Origin of the sequence: Erythrobacter sp. WG (assembly GCF_026586795.1) — a bacterium.
GTDB lineage: Bacteria > Pseudomonadota > Alphaproteobacteria > Sphingomonadales > Sphingomonadaceae > Erythrobacter.
Window position 1 is genome coordinate 67,529 of record NZ_JAPFGY010000002.1, and the last position, 17,055, is coordinate 84,583.

Consider the following 17,055-nt stretch of genomic DNA (forward strand, 5'->3'; position numbering starts at 1 on the left):
CAAGGATCGGGTGAGAGACGGACGCTCTAGTAGGCGCTGGCGACCGGCCCCGGACCGAAGTCGAGCGGCTGGCGGTCGTACATCGCCAGCGCGGGGATCGGCTGAATGCTGCCGTCCTCCTCGAGCCCAAGGCTGTCGGCGAACAGCAGCCGCCCGCCCGAGAGGTGCATCAGCGCCTCGTGGAACTGTTCGGTGCCCATCGCGAAGCACCCGTTGGAGCGACCGAGCTTGCCGTAGCGCGCCAGGTGCGCAGGCTCGGCATAGTCGGCGTGGTGCATGACGATGTAGCGTTGCAAGGCCGCGCTGTTGGTCTGGTCGAGGCCGCCCAAGCGCACCGAGGTGCCGTAGCGGCCCTTGTACCACTCCCAGGTCACATAGGCCCCGCGGCTGGTCGCGTTCGAACCTTCCATGTTCGAGAACTGCTTGAGCCAGCCGTCGTGCTGCCAGTCCGAGCCCATCCCGTGGCTGACATGGTGCGAGCGTACCTCGCCGCGTTCGAGATTGACGAAGTGGAAGCGGGGCTTGGCGGAGTGCAGGCCGAAATCGGCGATGCCGACGATGTCGTGCTTCCAGATCCCATCGCCCGCGCGCAGCAACTCGCGCTTGGCGATGTCGAACAGGACGCGATCGCGCGGCGAACCGGGCGCGACCGAGGCGAAGACGCGGGTGGGCAAGGCAAGCGCTGCCCCCGCTGCCAGAGTGCCTTTCAGAAGGTCGCGCCGCTTCATCACCACGTAACGTAAACGTCTGCCCCTGCGTTCCCAATAAGGCCTTACGCATTCTATCGTATGTTAGTCTCCGCTCATCGTCGGGGGAGGCGGAAACGCGGCATTTTGCTGCGCCATCGCGAGCATCGAGGCGGCGTGCCGGCCGGCCACCGCGCGCGGATCGTCGCCATAGCCTCCGCCCAGCGCACTGGCTATCGGCAGGCCCCGCCGGCGCGCCTCGCCGACCACGAAGCGGTCGCGCGCCGCAAGACCCTCGTGGGTCAGTGCGAGCCGCCCGAGCTTGTCCTCGCGATGCGGATCGACACCCGCCTGGTAGAGCACGAAATCAGGCGCGAAATCGGCAACGACCTCGGGAAGGTGCCGGGTGAGAGCGGCCATGTAGCCATCGTCGTCCGTGCCATCGGGAAGCGCGACATCGCGGCTGGAGCGGGCCTTCCTCACCGGGAAGTTCTTTTCGGCATGGAGCGAGAGGGTGAAGATGTCCTCGCGGCCCGCCGTGAGGCTTGCCGTGCCGTCCCCCTGGTGAACGTCGAGGTCGACGATCAGCACCCGGCGCGCGTCCCCTTCCGCAATCAGGCGGTTGGCTGTAACGGCAAGGTCGTTGAACACGCAGTAGCCCGCGCCCGTGTCGTGCAGCGCATGGTGGCTCCCGGCGGCGGAATTGGCGGCGTAGCCGTGGTGGCGGGCAAGCTGCGCTGCGAGCCAGGTGCCGCCGTTGGTGTGGCGCACGCGCGAGGCGATCGCGGGGGTCACGGGAAAGCCGATCCGCCGCTCCTTGTGGCGGGGGACATCGGCGCGGAAGACCTCGTCGACATAGTCCGGATCGTGGATCGCCTCGAGCCATTGGCGGGGCATCGGCTCGGGCGCGTGGATGGTGACGGGATAGCCGCTCGCGCGCAGCTCCTCCATGACAAGATAGTACTTGTCGAAGCGGAAGCTTCCGCGCTCCGGCCGGGGCGCCATGTAGTCGGCGTGGTGGACGACGTGGAGCATCGCTCCCGCCCTAGATCCAGCCCGAGTGTTCGGCGAGGATCTTGACGCCGAGGCCGATCAGGATGAGCCCGCCCGCACGCTCGGCCCATTCGCCCAGGTGTTCGCCCGCGCGGCGGCCGAGCAGCACCCCGGCGCCGCTCATCAGCGCGGTCACGCCGCCGATCAGCGCCACCGCCAGGAGCGGCGGGACGCCAAGGGCGGGCAAGGTGATCCCCGCCGCCAGCGCATCGATGCTCGTGGCAAGACCCGCGAGCAGCAGCGTGCGCCCGGTGAGCGCGCGCGAGGCTTCCTCGTCGCCGACATGGCCGCCCAGCATCCTTGCGCCGAGGAAGGTCAGAAGCCCGAAGGCAATCCAGTGATCGACCGCCTCGACATAGGCGAGCGCGACCATGCCGAAAGCCCATCCGGCGAGCGGCATCACCGCCTGGAAGATCCCGAACGTCAGCGCAATCGCGAGCCCGCCGCGCAGGCTCGGCCGGAACTTCGCGCCCTGGGTGAGCGCGACCGCAAAGGCGTCCATCGCGAGCGCGAGCGCGAGGAGAAGGGCTTCGATCATGGCGCCGGCGTGTCTGCGAGCCTCGCCAGCTCGGCGAAGATCGCGTCCTCGTCGCGGCTCGCGGCATTGCGCCAGCTGGCGGCGGTGTCGAGGTTCACCGGCGTGCCCTCGGGCGTGAGGACGAGGAGGGCAGGGGTACCCTTCATGTCGGCAAGGCCGAAGCGGCGCGGCACGTCGAGGTTCCGCCCCTCGCCCATCTGCGGCATCCCGACATCGACGAACACCACCTCGTAGCGCGCGGCGAGCAGCGCGGCGAAGCGCGGGGTTGCGAGCCACCCGGCGAGCGCGCGGCTGTCGTGGCACCAGTCGGCGCCGAGCACCAGCAGCACCCGCTTGCCGGATGCACCCACGCGGGCGAGCGCCGCCTCGACATCGGCCTTGGCGTCGGCGCCGACAGCATAGGCGCGCGCCTCGGGATGGGCCGCACCTGGCGGCGTGGTCGCGCAGGCAGCCAGCGCCAAGGCCGACAGGGCGGCGGCGATCCGCAAGGTCAATGCAGCGCCTTGAGGCCGATCACGCATCCCACCAGCCCTGCCAGCAGCAGCCCCCGCGCAAGGCTCAGGCTTTCCAACCCGAGCGCCACCCCGACCACAATCGTGCCCACCGCCCCGATCCCGACCCAGACCGCATAGGCGGTGCCCAGCGGGATGGTCTTCTGCGCTTCCTGAAGGAAGCCGAAGCTCAGCACCACGCAGACCACGAAGGCGAGATTGGGCCAGTCGAAGCGGACCGACTGCGTGTAGCGCATTGCCGTGGTGAAGCCGACCTCGAAGAGGCCGGCGAGCAGCAGGTAGGCCCAGCCCACGCCCTACTCGGCGGCGACGGCGGGCTGCGGCGCGGCGTGGGGATCGAAGGCGACCTGCTCGCCCCGCTCGATCTCGGCGGCTTTCTCTTCCACGAGGCGCACGATGTGATCGAGCATGTCCTCGTCCTGGATCGTGTGGTCGGTCACGCCGCGCAGATAGACCATGTGCTTGCCCGCGCCGCCACCGGTCAGGCCGACATCGGTCTCGCGCGCTTCGCCCGGGCCGTTGACGACGCAGCCGAGGATCGAGAGGCTCATCGGCGTCTTGATGTGCTCGAGCCGCTGCTCGAGCGCCTCCACGGTGCGGATCACGTCGAAGCCTTGGCGCGAGCACGAGGGACACGAGACGATCCGCACGCCGCGAGTGCGCAGGCCGAGAGCTTTCAGCATCTCGAAACCGACCTTGATCTCCTGCTCGGGCTCGGCGGAAAGGCTGACGCGGATGGTGTCGCCGATCCCAGCCCACAGCAAGCTGCCGATTCCGATGGAGGACTTCACCGTCCCGCCGATCAGGCCGCCCGCTTCGGTGATGCCGAGGTGCAGCGGGCAATCGACCGTTTCGGCAAGGCCGTGATAGGCGGCGACCGCGAGGAACACGTCGGAGGCCTTCACCGCCACCTTGTATTCGTGGAAATCGTGGTCCTGCAGCAGCTTGATGTGATCCAATGCACTTTCGATCAAGGCTTCGGGGCAGGGCTCGCCATATTTCTCGAGCAGGTCTTTTTCGAGGCTGCCCGCGTTCACGCCGATGCGGATCGCGCAGCCATTGGCCTTGGCGGCGCGCACCACTTCCGCCACGCGGTCGGCCGAGCCGATATTGCCCGGGTTGATCCGCAAGCACGCCGCGCCCGCATCGGCGGCCTCGAGGGCGCGCTTGTAGTGAAAGTGGATGTCGGCGACCACCGGGATGCGCGCAGCGCGGGTGATCTGCTTGAAGTTCCGGGTCGATTCCTCGGTCGGGCAGGAGACGCGGATGATGTCGGCGCCCACCTCCTCGCAGCGCCGGATCTGGTCGATCGTCGCCTTGATGTCCTCGGTGGGGGTGTTGGTCATGGTCTGCACGGTGATGGGAGCATCACCGCCAACGGGGACATTCCCCACCATGATCTGACGCGATTTGCGCCGCTCGATCGTGCGCCACGGACGGATGGAAGACATGGGCGGCCATATAGTCGGCAAAGCTGCGCGGAGCAATGAGAAGCACGCCGGGCGCTTGACACACGAGGCGCCGGCGGCAGGGTGGGCGGCGAAACGGGGGAAGACCATGCTGACCGACACCGCGATCGTCCTCAGAAGTGCGAGCCCGAGCCTGCTGATGCGCGCGGTGAAATGGCTGATCGGGCGCCGCCCGCCGGTTTTCCCCGCCGACGAGGCGGGCTTCCACGCGGTGATGGCAGGACGCAAGCTCCCGCTCGACGCACCGATGCCCGAGACCTTCCGCAAGAAGTTCCGCATCGAGGAGCGCGAGGTGCTGGGGCACAAGGTGGTGACGCTGCACCCGCTGCTGGGGCCGGGGGCGTGGCGCATGCTCTACTTCCACGGCGGCGGCTTCGTGCGGCCGATGTTCAAGGAGCACTGGCCGCTGGTCGCCGAAATGGTGAAGCAGTGCCGGATAAGCGTGACCGTGCCGCTCTACCCCGTGGTGCCTGAAGCGTCCGCGAGCGATCAGGACGCGCTCGCCGATGCGGTCTATGCCGAACTTGCCGCTTCGCACGATCCAGCGCGGATCATCCTCAATGGCGATAGCGCCGGGGGGCACATGGCGCTCGCGCTGGCGCTCAGGCTGGTCAAGGCCGGCGGCCCGCTGCCGGGCAAGCTCGCGCTGTTCGCGCCGTGGCTCGACCTCGGCCTCGCCGACCCGGCGATCGCCGCCATCGAGCCCTTCGACCTGATGCTGAAGATCGGCACACTGCGCGCCTGCGGCAAGCTGGTGGCGGCGGGCCGGGCTATCGACGATCCGGCGGTCAGCCCGCTCTACGCCCGCGCCGAAGACCTCGCCCAGCTTCCCCCGACCCGCATCTGGACCGGCCGGCACGACCTGTTCATCATCGATTCGCGCAGCTTCGTGCGGCGCCTCAGGGCGGCAGGCGTCGACGCCAAGTTCTACGAATACGAGGCCGCCCCGCACGTCTTCATGGCGATCACCCCCACCCGCGAGGCGAAGGACACGATCGGGCTGCTCAAGGAATTCCTGCGCGAGTGAGCCGGATCAGCTGGGGAACCTGGCGCCGGTCAATTCCTCGGACAGCTTCCACAGCCGCTCGGCGAAGCTTGGGTTGAGCGCATAGGAGCGCACCCCGCCGTCCCTGCGCTCGTCATCGACCTCGGCGACATGGCAGTCCTCGCAATAGACCCCGCCCCGGCCCTCGAGTTCCTCGGCGGTCGCCGCCCAGCAGCTCGTCGCCGCGCCTTGGGGAATGGTCTTGAAGCGGAAGCCGGGGTCACTTTTGGCGATGCGCTGCATCAGGCCCTCGCGCATCTCCTCGGTCATGTGGCGGTCCAGATTGGTGTCGATCCCGCCGGGATGCACCGCATAGGCATGGATGCCGAGCACCGCGAAACGCTGTTCGAGGCCGACGGTGAACAGCACGTTGGCGGTCTTCGACTGGCCGTAGCTCGCCCAGGGGTTGTAGGGGCGATGCACGAAGTTGGGATCGTCGAAATCGAAGGGCGCCATGTGGTGCCCGCGGCTCGAGAGGTTGACGATGCGCCTCAGGCTCCCGCGCTCGATCGCGGGCATAAGCTCGGCGGTCAGCGCGAAGTGGCCGAAGTGGTTGGTGCCCAGCTGCATCTCGAACCCGTCCTGCGTGTGCAGGAAGGGGGTCGCCATCACGCCGGCATTGTTGATGAGCAGATCGATCGCCGGGAACTGCTGGCGCGCGCGCGAGGTGGCGGCGCGGATGCTTTCAAGGGACGTGAGGTCGAGCGTGAGGGTGTCGAGCTGCGCGTCGGCCACCTCCGCACGGATCGCCGCGACCGCCGCATCGAGTTTCGCCTGGTCCCGCCCCGCCATAACCACGTGCGCGCCGCGCGCGGCGAAGGCCCGCGCGGTCTCCTGCCCGAGTCCCGAATTGGCCCCTGTGATGAACACCGTGCGCCCCGACAGGTCCTTGCCTGCCAGCACCTCGTCGGTGGTGCTCGCCCAGCCGAAATCGCTCATGTTCCTCTCCCTCTCGTCATAGCTTCAATGCGTAGAGATACTCCGGATCGAGGTGATCTCCCACCTTGAAGGTGATGTCCGCGATCTTGGCGAAGCCGTAGCGCCGATAGAAGCGCTGTGCGCCGAAGTTGTCGGCATAGACGCTGAGCAGAACCGCATCGTGCCCGCCCGCCCGCGCGTGGGCCAGCGCCCAGTCCATCAGTTGTGCGCCGACGCCGCGTCCCGTGTAGCCCGGCAAGGCGTAGAGCTGGGCGAGCTCGATGGGATCGCGCGCGTCCGAATGGGCCATGAACTTGGTCGGATGGCGCAGCTTGCAGAAGGCGACGAGTCCGCCGTCCACCTCGACGAGGCGGTGGGTGCATTCCTCACCTGCGATTTCGGCGGCGACGGCCGCTTCGTCATGCACCTCGGCGAGAAAGGCGGCGAGGTCGTCCGGCCGGTAGAGGTGCCCGAAGGCGGCGACGAAGGTCTCCGCACCGAGCGCGGCGAGGGGCGCGGCATCGGCGGGGGTGGCAGGGCGCAGGATCATGGCTGTGCCCTAGCCCCGCGCGGGCGCGCTGTTAAGCTGGCGAAAGCCGCAGGGGCACGTTACACCGCCAGCCCATGAAGAAACTCGCCGCGCTGATTGCCCTCGCCCTCATGACCCAGCCCGCCCGCGCCCAGGACCCTGCCGCGAAATGGTCGCTTGCCATTCACGGCGGTGCCGGCACGCTCGATCCGGCGCAGATGACGCCGGAAAAGCGGGTCGCCTACGAGGCGGCGCTGCAAGCCGCGCTCGATGCGGGCGCGAAGGTGCTCGCGGGCGGCGGCGAGGCGCTGGACGCGGTCAAGGCGGCGATCATCATCATGGAGGATTCGCCGCTGTTCAACGCCGGCAAGGGCGCGGTGTTCACCTGGGACGGCACCAACGAGCTCGACGCCTCGATCATGGACGGGCGTGACCGCAGCGCGGGCGCGGTCGCCGGGGTGAAGACGGTGAAGAACCCGATCCTGCTTGCCGACACGGTGCGCACCGGCAGCGAGCACGTCTTCCTGATCGGCAAGGGGGCCGAGGACTTTGCGGCCACGAAGGGCTTCGCCGTCACGCCGCCCGCATATTTCGCCACCCCCGAACGCCGCGAGGCGCTCGAGCGGCTGAAGGCGGAGAAGCTCTCCGCGCTCGATGTCGACCACAAGTTCGGCACGGTGGGCGCGGTGGCGCTGGACCAGAAGGGCAACCTTGCGGCCGGCACCTCCACCGGCGGGATGACGGGCAAGCGCTGGGGCCGGGTGGGCGATGCCCCGCTGATCGGCGCCGGCACCTATGCCGACAACCGGAGCTGCGCGGTGTCGGCGACCGGCTGGGGCGAGTTCTTCATCCGCGTCGGCGTCGCGCACGAGATCTGCGCGCGGCTCAGGGCGACCCGCGAGGCGAAGGTCGCGCTTGCGGGCGAAGACGCCGAGGACGGCGGCGTGAAGGCTGCGGAGGCGCAATACATTGCCGACGCGGTGATGGCGGATGTCGCGCAGCTGGGCGGCGACGGCGGGGTGATCCTCGTCACGCCCGAGGGCGATCCGGTCTACAGCTTCAACACCACCGGGATGTACCGCGGCCGGGCGACCAGCGCGGGGATGCGGGAGGTGGCGATCTTCGGCGGCGAGGCGCGCGTGTCGAAGGCGCCCAACCACTGAGCCAGCTTCTCCCCTCCCGCTTGCGGGAGGGGTTGGGGGGGTGGGGATGCCTCACATCCCCCATGTGCCCACCCCCCGGCCCCCTCCCGCAAGCGGGAGGGCGAGAAGGTCAATACAGCTTGCCCACCAGCGGCAGGCCCTTCTCGGGCTCGGCGAACTCCTTGATCACCCGGCCGACCTCGGCGAGCGTGGCCAGCGCGCCTTCGTCCATGTCGTCGTGCGCCTCGCGGGCGATGAAGTAGGTTGCGAAGGTGATCGGCGGCGCGTCCTTCGGTCCTTCCGCAAAGCCGATATCGACATAGATCGCATTGCCGCCCGCGCCGTCCAATGAGGTGCCGGTCTTGTCACCCGCCACCCAGCCCTTGGGCAGGCCGGCGCGCACCCGTTTGAGCCCGGTTTCGGTCGCGATCATCCAGCCCTTCAGCTCCTCGCGCGCTGCCTCCGGCAGCACGTTGCCGTAGACCAGCTTCGCGACGGTCAGGGCCATGGCCTCGGGCGTGGTGGTGTCGCGGAACTCGGTCACCGGCACGTTGTTGAGCGCAGGCTCCGTCCGATCGAGGCGGCTCACATTGTCGCCGATGTCGCGCCAGAACTGCGTGAGCGCAGCGGGGCCCCCGAAATCGCGCAGCAGCACGTTGGCGGCGGCGTTGTCCGAGGTGATCTGCGTCGCCCGGGCGAGCTCGCGCAACGAGGCCCCGTCCGCGAGCCGCTCGCGGGTGAAGGGGGAGACCGGCATGAGGTCCGCCTCGCTCCAAGCCACCATTCGGCTGGCATCGGCCCGGCCGCTCGCGTCATAGGCGAGCACCATCGCCGCCAGCGACAGCTTGAACGACGAACAATGCCCGAAGCGGCGGTTGCGGTTGATGCCGACGGTCATCCCGCTCGCCGTGTTATAGAGCGCGGCGCCCAGCGTGCCGCCCGACTTGCCTTCGATCAGGCGCAGCTCGGTCTCGAGCCTGCCGATCGGGCTCTGGTCGGGCGGGATGCAGGCCGCCGCGCCCAGTGCCAGCGTTCCGCCGATGAAGTGCCTCCGGTCCATGCTCATGCGTATTTGTCCGCCTTGCGCTTGCCGAACCTCATGTCGGCTTCGAGCCGGCTGCGCAATTGCGCATAAAAGGCCTCGAGGAAAGCCCGCTCGTCGCCTGCACCCGGATCCCAGCCGATCTTGCGGCAGATCGTCGCATGAACCGCCTGCAGGGCCTCCGGGCTCGCCTCGCGCAGCATCCGCTCGAGCGTCTGGAGCTCCTTTTCGCCGTAGACCGAAAGCTCCGCCTCACCGAAGTCGTAGCGCACCCCCGTCACCGCGCTTTCCCCGGCGCGCGCGGCGGCGCCCTGTGCGGACAGCACGGCGGCGAGCCGCGCACGCGGGCGTTCGACGACCCAGGTGCCCGCGATGATGTCGCCGGCGCGCAAGGCATCGCGGTTGAAGAACGGGAAGAGCGCGAAAAGCGCGAACCAGCCGGTCGCCGCCCAGCCGAGAACGCCAATTTCCTCGCCGCTCTGGCCGAGCGCAGCGAGCTGGGACAGGAACACCAGCGGATAGAAGATCTCGATGTCGCGCAGCAGGTTGCGGGCGATGACCGCCTCGGGCGTGAGCCGCCTGCCGCCGCGCGCGGCGATGCGGATGCCGACGATGCGCTTGCCGAAGGTCGCGCCGCGCGGGCCCAACTCCTGCACCAGAAAGTAGCCGTACCAGAAGCCGAAGACGAACAGAGTCAGCACCACGCCGATGAACTCTCCCGCGCCGCGCGAGAGCTGATCGGGATCGAGGCCGGTCCCGTCGAGCGCCCCGGTGAGCGCCCAAGCGAGCGCGAGCGCCACCGCGATCAGGGTGAAGAGGATGATCGTCACGTCGATGACCAGCGCCCCCGCGCGGCTGCCGCGCGGCGCGAGGGTGAGCGACACGGCAAGTCCTTCGGGGGTGACGAGCGTGCGCGTGCGGCGATCGTCGCCCGGCGGGCGGGCGCGGTCGCGTGTGCGGGACGGGGCAGCGCGGCGGCTCATCCGGCCTCTGCCGCTTCACCCGTGGCCGGCGCGGGGCGATAGAGGATGAAGTAGGCCAGCCAGAAGGTCAGCATCGCTGCCCCGATCATGAACCGCCCGGCGGTATCCTCGACCAGCTGGCGCGGGAAGGCCTCTAGCACGGCGGCGACGACCATCATGATGACGACGCCCACCATCACCACCGCCGACCGCCGGCCCGCCGCCGCCGCGGCATCGAGCACCGGGAGCGTGCCCGGGAACGCCATCGCCCGTCCGATATGGAGCCCCGCCGCGCCCGACAGCATGATGCCGGTGAGCTCGGTCGTGCCGTGGACCGAAAGCCATGCGGCGAGCTCCACCGTCAGCCCCTGCCCGTGGAACAGCCACAGCAGCGCGCCGAGCAGCGCGAGATTGTGGACCAGCAGCAGCAGCGAGGGGATGCCGAAGGCGAAGCCCAGCGCAAAGGCGAGGATGCACACAGCCGAGTTGTTGCTGAACAGCTGCGCCGCGAACCCTGCAAGGCCGAAGGCGCCCTCGTCATGGCCGAGCGTCGCGAGCAATTGCTCGCGGCTCGCCCCCGGCACGCGCGGATCGCCGCTCCCGGCCGGATAGATGCGATAGTACCACGCCTCGTCGCGGGCGACGAGCAGCCAGCCGACGATCGTCCCCGCGACCATCACGAACAGGGCGATCGCGATATCGAGCCACAAGGCGCGGACCGCGCGGCTCCAGCCCCCCAACAGGAAGCCGCGCAGCCAGCGCGTGAAGCCCATGCGCGGCCCGTAGACCTGGAACCACGCCCGCTGCACCAGCCCTTCCAGATAGGCGAGGGTCGCCGCATCGAGGCTTGTCTCGCGCGCCACGGCAAGGCTCGAGGCGGCGGTGCGGTAGAGCGCTGGAAGAGCGATCAGGTCGGCGTCGTCGATACGCCTGAGGCCGCCCTTCTCCATGCGGGCGACGATCGCCTCGAGCCTGCGCCACTCGCCTTCGCGCTCCAGCCGGAAGCGGTCGGAGCGCAGCGTCGCGCCGGCGATGTCGGCGGGCGCCTCGACCGTGCCGCGGCCGAACCACGCAGAGAGGATCGGCGCCTTCATCCGATCGCCTCGCTGCCCCGGATCGCGAGATAGCGGTCGATGAGGCGCGGGCCGATGCTCTCCCACGGCGCCTCCAGCACGTCGATCCCCAGCCGTCGCAGCCGTTGGAGGACCAGCTTGCGCTGCTGTGCGAGACTGTCGGCGGTGACCGCACGCGCAAGGGTTGCGATGTCACCGGGTGAGGCGGTGACCAGCTCTTCGATCTCGCTGTCGGTCATGGTGACGAACAGCACGAGGTGCTTGCCGACCAGCCGCCCGAGGCTTTCGACCATCAGTTCGGCTGCGGTGGGATCGGTGAAGTCGGAGAACACCACCACCAGCGACCGCCGCTTGAGCTTCGCCGTAAGCGTTGCGAGGGCGAGGGTGAAGTTGGGCTCGGCGCTTTCGTAGTCGAGGCTCGCCGCCGCGCTTTGCAGACGGTGGAAGGCGCGCGCGTCGCCGATGAAAGGGGTGAACAGCAGCGGGCGGCGGGCAAAGCCGAACAGCGCGACCTTGTCCCCGCCCTTCAGCGCGACATAGCCGCAGGTCAAAGCCGCGCTCACCGCCCGGTCGATCCGCGGCAAGCCGTCGATCGGTTCGCACATCGCCTGCCCGCAATCGAAGGCGAAGACGATCTGGTTGTTGCGCTCGCTCTCGTTCTCGCGCGCGAACAGGCGGGTGTGCCGCGCGCTCGCCTTCCAGTCGATGCGGCGGCGGTCCATGCCCGCCTCGTATTCGGAGAGCGCCTCGAACTGCGTGCCCTCGCCGCGGATGCGCCGGGCGATGAGGCCGATCTCGGCGTTGCGCAGGAAGGTCTGGAGGTCGGGCGAGCGGACCGGCGACAAGTCGGGCCAGATCTGCACCCCGCGTTGCGGCGCCATGGCGACCTGCCGCGCGCCGAGCCCTAGCGGCCCCTCCCAGCGCAGCCACAGCCGCTCGATCGGTGCGGTGCCGCGCCGGTTGGGGGTACACACGGCCTCGCCCCTCCAGCCGGGCTCCAGAGCCTGCGGGACGAGAGCGAAGACCACCCGGCCTTCGGCGGCGAGCCGCGGGTCGCAGGCGATGGCCGCTTGCGCGCGTGCCGGCGCGCGGTCTGCGAAGTTGGCCGTCACGACGAGCCTCACAGGCTGGCCCACCTCGCCATCGGCAGGCGCCGTCAGCGCCCATGTGCCCAGCCGTCCGGCCAGCACCGCATCGAGCGCCACCAGCGCCAGCAGCGCCGCGCCGAGCACCGGGGCGATCACCCATGCGCCCGGCGCGGTCGCGGCGATCACCACCGCGACCGGCGCGAGGGCAGCCGCAACCCATGCCGCCCGCTCGGTGGGGGCGATCGCCAGCAGCGGCCGCAGCGGCGCGAACAGCGGGCCGAGGAAGGCGAAGCGGCGCGTCACCTCAGCGGGGCGCCTCGGTCGCCTCGACCAGCTCGGCGACTAGCGCCTCCATGTCGCGCCCCTCGATCTCGGCGGCGGGCGACAGCGTGAGGCGGTGGCGCAGCACCGGCACTGCGAGAGCCTTGACGTCGTCGGGGATGACATAGGAGCGCCCTTCCAGCGCGGCGCGGGCGCGGGCGGCGTTGGCCAGCAGCACGGCGGCACGCGGGGAGGCGCCGACGGTCAGTTCCGGATGCTCGCGGGTGGCACGCACCAGCCGCACGACGTAGCCCACGATGGCCTCGGCGAGTGTGACCTCATCCAGCGCCGCACTCGCCGCCGCGATCCCGGCAGCGTCTGTGACCGCCCGAACGCCCAGATCGGCGGGCCGCTGCGGGCCCGAGCGCTGCCCGTAGGTGGCGACGATCCGCGTTTCCTCGGCCTCGGCGGGGTAGGGCACCAGCAGCTTGAACAGGAAGCGGTCGAGCTGGGCTTCGGGCAGGGGATAGACGCCCTGGTTCTCGATCGGGTTCTGCGTCGCGATGACCATGAAGCGATCGGGCAAAAGGTGCGTCTCGCCGTCGAGGGTGACGCGCCGCTCCTGCATCGCTTCCAGCAGCGCGGCCTGGGTCTTGGGCGGGGTGCGGTTGATCTCGTCGGCGAGCAGCAGGTCGCGGAAGATCGGCCCGCGCGTCAGGGTGAACTGGCTGGTCTGGAAGTTGAACAGGTTGGAGCCGAGGATGTCGCCCGGCAGCAGGTCGGGCGTGAACTGGATGCGCCCGAAATCGAGGCCGAGTGCGCTCGCGAAGCTGTTGGCGAGGAAGGTCTTGGCGGTCCCCGGCGGTCCTTCGAGCAGCACGTGGCCTTCGGACAGCAGCGCGACCAGCAGCATATCGACCATCGCCTCCTGCCCGACGATCGCCTTGGCGGTTTCGGCGCGGATCGCGTCAGCGAGGCTGCGGACATCGTCGAGGGTCATGGTCATCGGGTGGTGGGTCCCTGTTGCAACTTGGCGGCAAGATCGTCGAGCGAGCGGGCGGCGGCGAGGATCGCGGCGGGCTTGTCCGCCGCCTCGAGCCGCGCGGCGCGGCGGGTGAAGGGTTCCTCGTCCGGCAGGCGCCGGGCGAGGGCGGCGTCGATCGCCTCGGGTTCGGCGCGGGGCACACCGAGCCGTTCGGCGATGCGCCGCGCCGCGATGGCGGCATAGGGCGCACCCAGCAGGCGGAAGCGGCGGGCGCGCAGGATCAGGCCCGCCCCGTTGACGATCAGCTGGCGCTTGCCGAAGGCGATGTCCGGCCCCGCGGCGGCAGCGGGCGGGCCAAAGCGCTGGAAGGCGCGCCAGCCGACGATAAGCAGCGCGACAAGCAGGCTCAGCGTCGCGGCGAGGAAAGGCGGGCGGAAGGCGAGGGTGAGGAGGTTCTCCGAGGCGCCGAAGCCGTTCAGCGTCATGTCGAAGGTGACGGCCCCGATCTCGCCATCATCCGTCAGCGCGTCGATGATCGCGATCGTCGCCGCGGCGCGGGCGGGATCGTCGAGGCCGTAATTGTTGGAAAGATCCGGCTCGGCGATTACCGCGACCGGGAAGGGCTCTTCGTCCGGGTTGCCGCCCTCGGCCGCGATCGCGAAGGCGAGCGTCCGTGCGCGCGCATCGGTGACGAGCGTGCGCTGGCCCGCGCCGATCTTCGCGTGGAGCACCGCCGCGGTCGGCAGGGCGCCGGTGCGGCCCATGCCGCTCCACCGTGTGGGCACCGCGCCCGCCTCGGTGCCGTCCAGTGCGAGCGTGAAGGCGTAGGGGGCAGGTAGTGCTTCGGGCCAGCCGCTCGGCTCGGCACCGGCGAGCCGCACCCAGCCGCGCTTGAACTTCGCGCGCTCGGTGGAGGGCAGATCGGGCGGGGGCGGCAGCGCCGTCCACTTCGGCACGATCAGCAGCGTCGGCCCGGTGAACCGGCGCTCGGCGAGCAGCTTGCCGATTGCCTCGGGATCGGCGGCGAGCGGCGGGGTGAGCACCAGAAGGCCGTCGGTCTTCAGCCCCGCGCCGCTGCGCGAGCGGGTCACCGTATAGCCCTGCGCCTCGGTCAACCGCACGAGGCCCGCATAGCCGTTGAGGCCGTTCGCCGCCGCATGGGCCTGCCCGCCGCCCCGCTCGCCGCCGCCGAATTCGGCGCCCGCGCTGATCAGGTAGAGCAGCGCCAGCAGCAGCGCCAGCCCGCCGCCCGCCAGCGCGAGCGCGCCGCCCCTCGAGAAGGCGGGGGACGCGGCCGCGCCCGTGGCGGTCATGTCGGGCGCCCTTCGGGCCCGAGCCGCGCCAGCGCAAATTCGGCATAGGCGGCGCGGGCGGCCTCCCAGTCGCCGCGATCGAGCGTGCCAAGCGCGAAGAGCGACCGCTCGACCCGCTCGGCGATCGTGCGGAACGCGGCGCGCGCCGCATCGGGCAGGGCGGGGAGCGCGGCCAGTTCGCGCGCGGTGCTGGACGGCTCCACCCAGTCGGGCCGCGCGGCGGCGATGTGGCCGACGCTGCGCTGGAGGAGGAGGTGGGTCGCATCCTCGTAGCGTCCTTCGGCGGCGAGCCGGTCGGCATCCTCGAGGAGGGCGAGGCTGGCGGCGGCATCGGGGTGCCACTCCTCCTGCTGCGGACCGCCGGACTTGCGCTTGTTCCTGGTGCCGAGGCCCGGGCCGAGCAGCCGCGCCAGCAGCACCAGCGCGAACAGGATCGCAAGCGCCAGCAACACCCATTGCAGCCACCCCCAGGCACCCGCGAAGACCCTGCCGAGCGGCGCGAAGAGCTCGGCGAGGATCCCGAACAGGCGGTTCAATGCCCGCAGCAGCCAGCCCGGCTCGGACGGCAGTGCGGGCTGGACGGCGACCGGCGCGAACTGGATCGCGCCGTCGGCGTGCAGCGCCTCCCATCCGGCAGGCGGCGATCCCGAGGGCACGGCGGGCGGGTCGGAGAGGTTTGCCGAGGCTGCGGTCATCCCGGCCAGCGTGGTGACACGCCCGCCGCGCCTGCGCAACGGCAAAGCGCCTCAGCCCCGCGGGCGCGCCTGTTCGTAGCTGCCGAGAATGCGCAATTCCTTGGAATGGAAGGCGCATTCTTCAAGCGCGCGGTCGACGGCGGCATCGCCCGGCGCGCCGATGATATCGGCGTAGAAGGTGGTCGCGGCAAAGCTCGTGCCCTGCTGGTAGCTTTCGAGCTTGGTCATGTTGACGCCGTTGGTGGCAAAGCCGCCAAGCGCCTTGTAGAGAGCGGCGGGGATGTTCTTCACCTCGAAGACGAAGGTGGTCATGACCGGCCTCCCCGCGAGCGCCGCAGGCGCGAGCGCCTCCTTCGCCAGGATCACGAAGCGGGTCATGTTGTCCGCGCTGTCCTCGACATTGTTCTCGATGATGGTGAGGCCATAGAGATCGGCGGCAAGCGCCGGGGCGATGGCGGCGACGGTCATGTCCCCGCGCTCGGCGACGTAGGCGGCGGCACCGGCGGTATCGGCGTGGCTCAGCGGCACGATCCCGCGCGCGCGCAGGTAATGGCGCGACTGGCCGAGCGCCTGCGGGTGCGAATAGGCCGCCTCGAAACGCCGGCCCGGCGCTGCCTCCCCCAGCGCCATCAGCGCGTGGTGGATCGGCATGAAGTATTCGCCGACGATGGCAAGGCCGCTTTCGGGCAGCAGGAAGTGGATGTCGGCGACGCGTCCGTGCTGCGAGTTCTCGATCGGGATGATCGCCGCGCCCGCGCGGGCGTCCTTCACCGCCTCGAGCGCGTCCTCGAAGCTGAAGCAGGGGAGCGGCGCCAGGTCGGGCCGAGCTTCGGTCGCGGCGCGGTGCGAATTGGCTCCGGGCGAGCCCTGGAAGGCGATCGCCCGCGCCGGATCGGCGGCGGCAGCGGCGCGCATCCGGTCGACGATGGCAAGGGCAGGGCCGGGGAAGGATCGCATGGTGCACGCGCCTAGAGGCTGCTTGCAAAAGGCGCAAGAAATTGAGGCACGATCGGTCTTGCGCGTGTGGGAGCGCGACATTAAGAGCCGCGCGGGATGACACAGGACAACTCTTCGCAAGCCAAGGCCGCAGCTCCGGATGCGGGCGGCACTCTGTTCAACACCGCCGCCGGCTGGGTGCTGTTCGCAGCCGGTCTCGGGCTGGGTCTCTCGATCCTGTCGGGCAAGTTCTTCCACGGCGACAAGCCGCAGCGTCCCGAAAAGCTCGGCTACGTGATCGAAGGCGCGGTCGAAGAGAGCGCGGGCTCGGGTGCAGCCGAAATGAGCATGGCCGAAGCGCTCAACAAGATGCCGGCGGCCGAGCTGGTTGCGGCGGGCGAGAAGGTCTTTGCCAAGTGCCAGTCCTGCCACACGGTGAACGCCGGCGGCGCCAACGGCATCGGGCCCAATCTCCATGGCGTCATGGGTCAGCCGATTGCCCAGGGTGGCGGCTTCGCTTTCTCCGATTCCCTCGTCTCCAAGGGCGGCAACTGGGACTGGGAGAACATGAACCAGTGGCTCAAGAACCCGAAGGCCTTCGCCGCCGGGACGAAGATGAGCTTCAACGGGCTCGCCAAGGTCGAGGACCGCGCGGCGGTGGCGATGTACCTCAACGCGCAGGGCTCGAACCTGCCGGTGCCGACCTTCGTCGCCGATGCGGCGGCTTCGGCCGCGCCTGCGGATGAAGCGGCCCCCGCGGGTGCCGAGACCCCGGCGGCGACCGAGACCCCGGCCGAATAAGGCGGTG

The 17,055-nt window shown here is 70.0% G+C and carries 19 protein-coding genes; 3 read left to right on the top strand and 16 right to left on the bottom strand.

All coding sequences use genetic code 11. The features are described 5' to 3' along the window. Positions 1-26 precede the first annotated feature (26 nt). From OPU67_RS01435 to ispG, 6 genes are all read right to left on the bottom strand, one after another. On the bottom strand, positions 27-728 hold the full coding sequence (locus tag OPU67_RS01435) for a murein L,D-transpeptidase catalytic domain-containing protein (RefSeq protein WP_267617000.1): 702 nt from the start codon (positions 726-728) through the stop codon (positions 27-29). 63 nt (positions 729-791) lie between these two features. Further along, the gene (locus OPU67_RS01440; RefSeq protein WP_267617001.1) at positions 792-1,721 is read right to left on the bottom strand and encodes a histone deacetylase; all 930 of its coding nucleotides are present in this window, start codon (positions 1,719-1,721) and stop codon (positions 792-794) included. 10 nt (positions 1,722-1,731) lie between these two features. After that, positions 1,732-2,277 carry a manganese efflux pump MntP family protein gene (locus OPU67_RS01445; RefSeq protein WP_267617002.1) on the bottom strand — a complete coding sequence of 182 codons (546 nt, stop codon included), beginning with the start codon at positions 2,275-2,277 and terminating at the stop codon, positions 1,732-1,734. Further along, positions 2,274-2,771: a thioredoxin family protein gene (locus OPU67_RS01450; protein ID WP_267617004.1), complete on the bottom strand. Its 498-nt coding sequence runs from the start codon at positions 2,769-2,771 to the stop codon at positions 2,274-2,276. Before OPU67_RS01450 ends, OPU67_RS01445 begins: the two co-directional genes overlap by 4 nt. After that, complete coding sequence (locus tag OPU67_RS01455) at positions 2,768-3,082, bottom strand: DMT family transporter (RefSeq protein ID WP_267617005.1); 315 nt, start codon at positions 3,080-3,082, stop codon at positions 2,768-2,770. The genes OPU67_RS01450 and OPU67_RS01455 overlap by 4 nt, the downstream gene beginning before the upstream one ends. Positions 3,083-3,085: 3 nt before the next feature. Continuing rightward, entirely contained in the window at positions 3,086-4,240 is a 1,155-nt protein-coding gene (gene ispG, locus OPU67_RS01460; RefSeq protein ID WP_267617006.1) for a flavodoxin-dependent (E)-4-hydroxy-3-methylbut-2-enyl-diphosphate synthase, read from the bottom strand. Positions 4,241-4,346: 106 nt separating this feature from the next. Here ispG and OPU67_RS01465 point away from each other — a divergent pair, with 106 nt between their 5' ends. Further along, positions 4,347-5,285, top strand: coding sequence for an alpha/beta hydrolase fold domain-containing protein (locus tag OPU67_RS01465; RefSeq protein ID WP_267617008.1), 939 nt, complete (start codon positions 4,347-4,349; stop codon positions 5,283-5,285). Positions 5,286-5,291: 6 nt separating this feature from the next. Here OPU67_RS01465 and OPU67_RS01470 read toward each other — a convergent pair whose 3' ends face one another. Together OPU67_RS01470 and OPU67_RS01475 are read right to left on the bottom strand one after the other, a co-directional pair. Further along, positions 5,292-6,242 (bottom strand): SDR family NAD(P)-dependent oxidoreductase, encoded by a 951-nt coding sequence (locus OPU67_RS01470; protein WP_267617010.1) that lies wholly within the window; start codon positions 6,240-6,242, stop codon positions 5,292-5,294. Positions 6,243-6,258: 16 nt separating this feature from the next. After that, positions 6,259-6,771: a GNAT family N-acetyltransferase gene (locus tag OPU67_RS01475; RefSeq protein WP_267617011.1), complete on the bottom strand. Its 513-nt coding sequence runs from the start codon at positions 6,769-6,771 to the stop codon at positions 6,259-6,261. A gap of 74 nt (positions 6,772-6,845) precedes the next feature. Between OPU67_RS01475 and OPU67_RS01480 the strand changes: the two genes are divergently transcribed. Further along, a complete protein-coding gene (locus OPU67_RS01480; RefSeq protein ID WP_267617013.1) occupies positions 6,846-7,913 on the top strand; it encodes an isoaspartyl peptidase/L-asparaginase family protein in 1,068 nt (355 codons plus the stop codon). Between the two features lie 109 nt (positions 7,914-8,022). On the opposite strand, the gene bla is transcribed toward OPU67_RS01480, so the two are convergent. The 8 genes from bla to OPU67_RS01520 are packed head-to-tail and all read right to left on the bottom strand — an operon-like array spanning position 8,023 to position 16,268. After that, positions 8,023-8,958 (bottom strand): class A beta-lactamase, encoded by a 936-nt coding sequence (gene bla / locus OPU67_RS01485; RefSeq protein ID WP_267617015.1) that lies wholly within the window; start codon positions 8,956-8,958, stop codon positions 8,023-8,025. Further along, complete coding sequence (locus OPU67_RS01490) at positions 8,955-9,917, bottom strand: RDD family protein (RefSeq protein WP_267617016.1); 963 nt, start codon at positions 9,915-9,917, stop codon at positions 8,955-8,957. Before OPU67_RS01490 ends, bla begins: the two co-directional genes overlap by 4 nt. Continuing rightward, positions 9,914-10,990 carry a stage II sporulation protein M gene (locus tag OPU67_RS01495; protein ID WP_267617017.1) on the bottom strand — a complete coding sequence of 359 codons (1,077 nt, stop codon included), beginning with the start codon at positions 10,988-10,990 and terminating at the stop codon, positions 9,914-9,916. The genes OPU67_RS01490 and OPU67_RS01495 overlap by 4 nt, the downstream gene beginning before the upstream one ends. Next, positions 10,987-12,360 (bottom strand): DUF58 domain-containing protein, encoded by a 1,374-nt coding sequence (locus OPU67_RS01500; RefSeq protein ID WP_267617018.1) that lies wholly within the window; start codon positions 12,358-12,360, stop codon positions 10,987-10,989. Before OPU67_RS01500 ends, OPU67_RS01495 begins: the two co-directional genes overlap by 4 nt. 1 nt (position 12,361) lies before the next feature. Next, positions 12,362-13,324 (bottom strand): AAA family ATPase, encoded by a 963-nt coding sequence (locus OPU67_RS01505; protein WP_267617020.1) that lies wholly within the window; start codon positions 13,322-13,324, stop codon positions 12,362-12,364. Next, positions 13,321-14,616 carry a DUF4350 domain-containing protein gene (locus OPU67_RS01510; protein ID WP_267617022.1) on the bottom strand — a complete coding sequence of 432 codons (1,296 nt, stop codon included), beginning with the start codon at positions 14,614-14,616 and terminating at the stop codon, positions 13,321-13,323. The genes OPU67_RS01505 and OPU67_RS01510 overlap by 4 nt, the downstream gene beginning before the upstream one ends. Further along, on the bottom strand, positions 14,613-15,311 hold the full coding sequence (locus tag OPU67_RS01515) for a hypothetical protein (protein ID WP_267617024.1): 699 nt from the start codon (positions 15,309-15,311) through the stop codon (positions 14,613-14,615). The genes OPU67_RS01510 and OPU67_RS01515 overlap by 4 nt, the downstream gene beginning before the upstream one ends. A gap of 51 nt (positions 15,312-15,362) precedes the next feature. Beyond that, positions 15,363-16,268: a prephenate dehydratase gene (locus OPU67_RS01520; protein WP_267617025.1), complete on the bottom strand. Its 906-nt coding sequence runs from the start codon at positions 16,266-16,268 to the stop codon at positions 15,363-15,365. A gap of 96 nt (positions 16,269-16,364) precedes the next feature. Between OPU67_RS01520 and OPU67_RS01525 the strand changes: the two genes are divergently transcribed. Then, positions 16,365-17,048 carry a c-type cytochrome gene (locus OPU67_RS01525; protein WP_267617027.1) on the top strand — a complete coding sequence of 228 codons (684 nt, stop codon included), beginning with the start codon at positions 16,365-16,367 and terminating at the stop codon, positions 17,046-17,048. Positions 17,049-17,055: the final 7 nt, after the last annotated feature.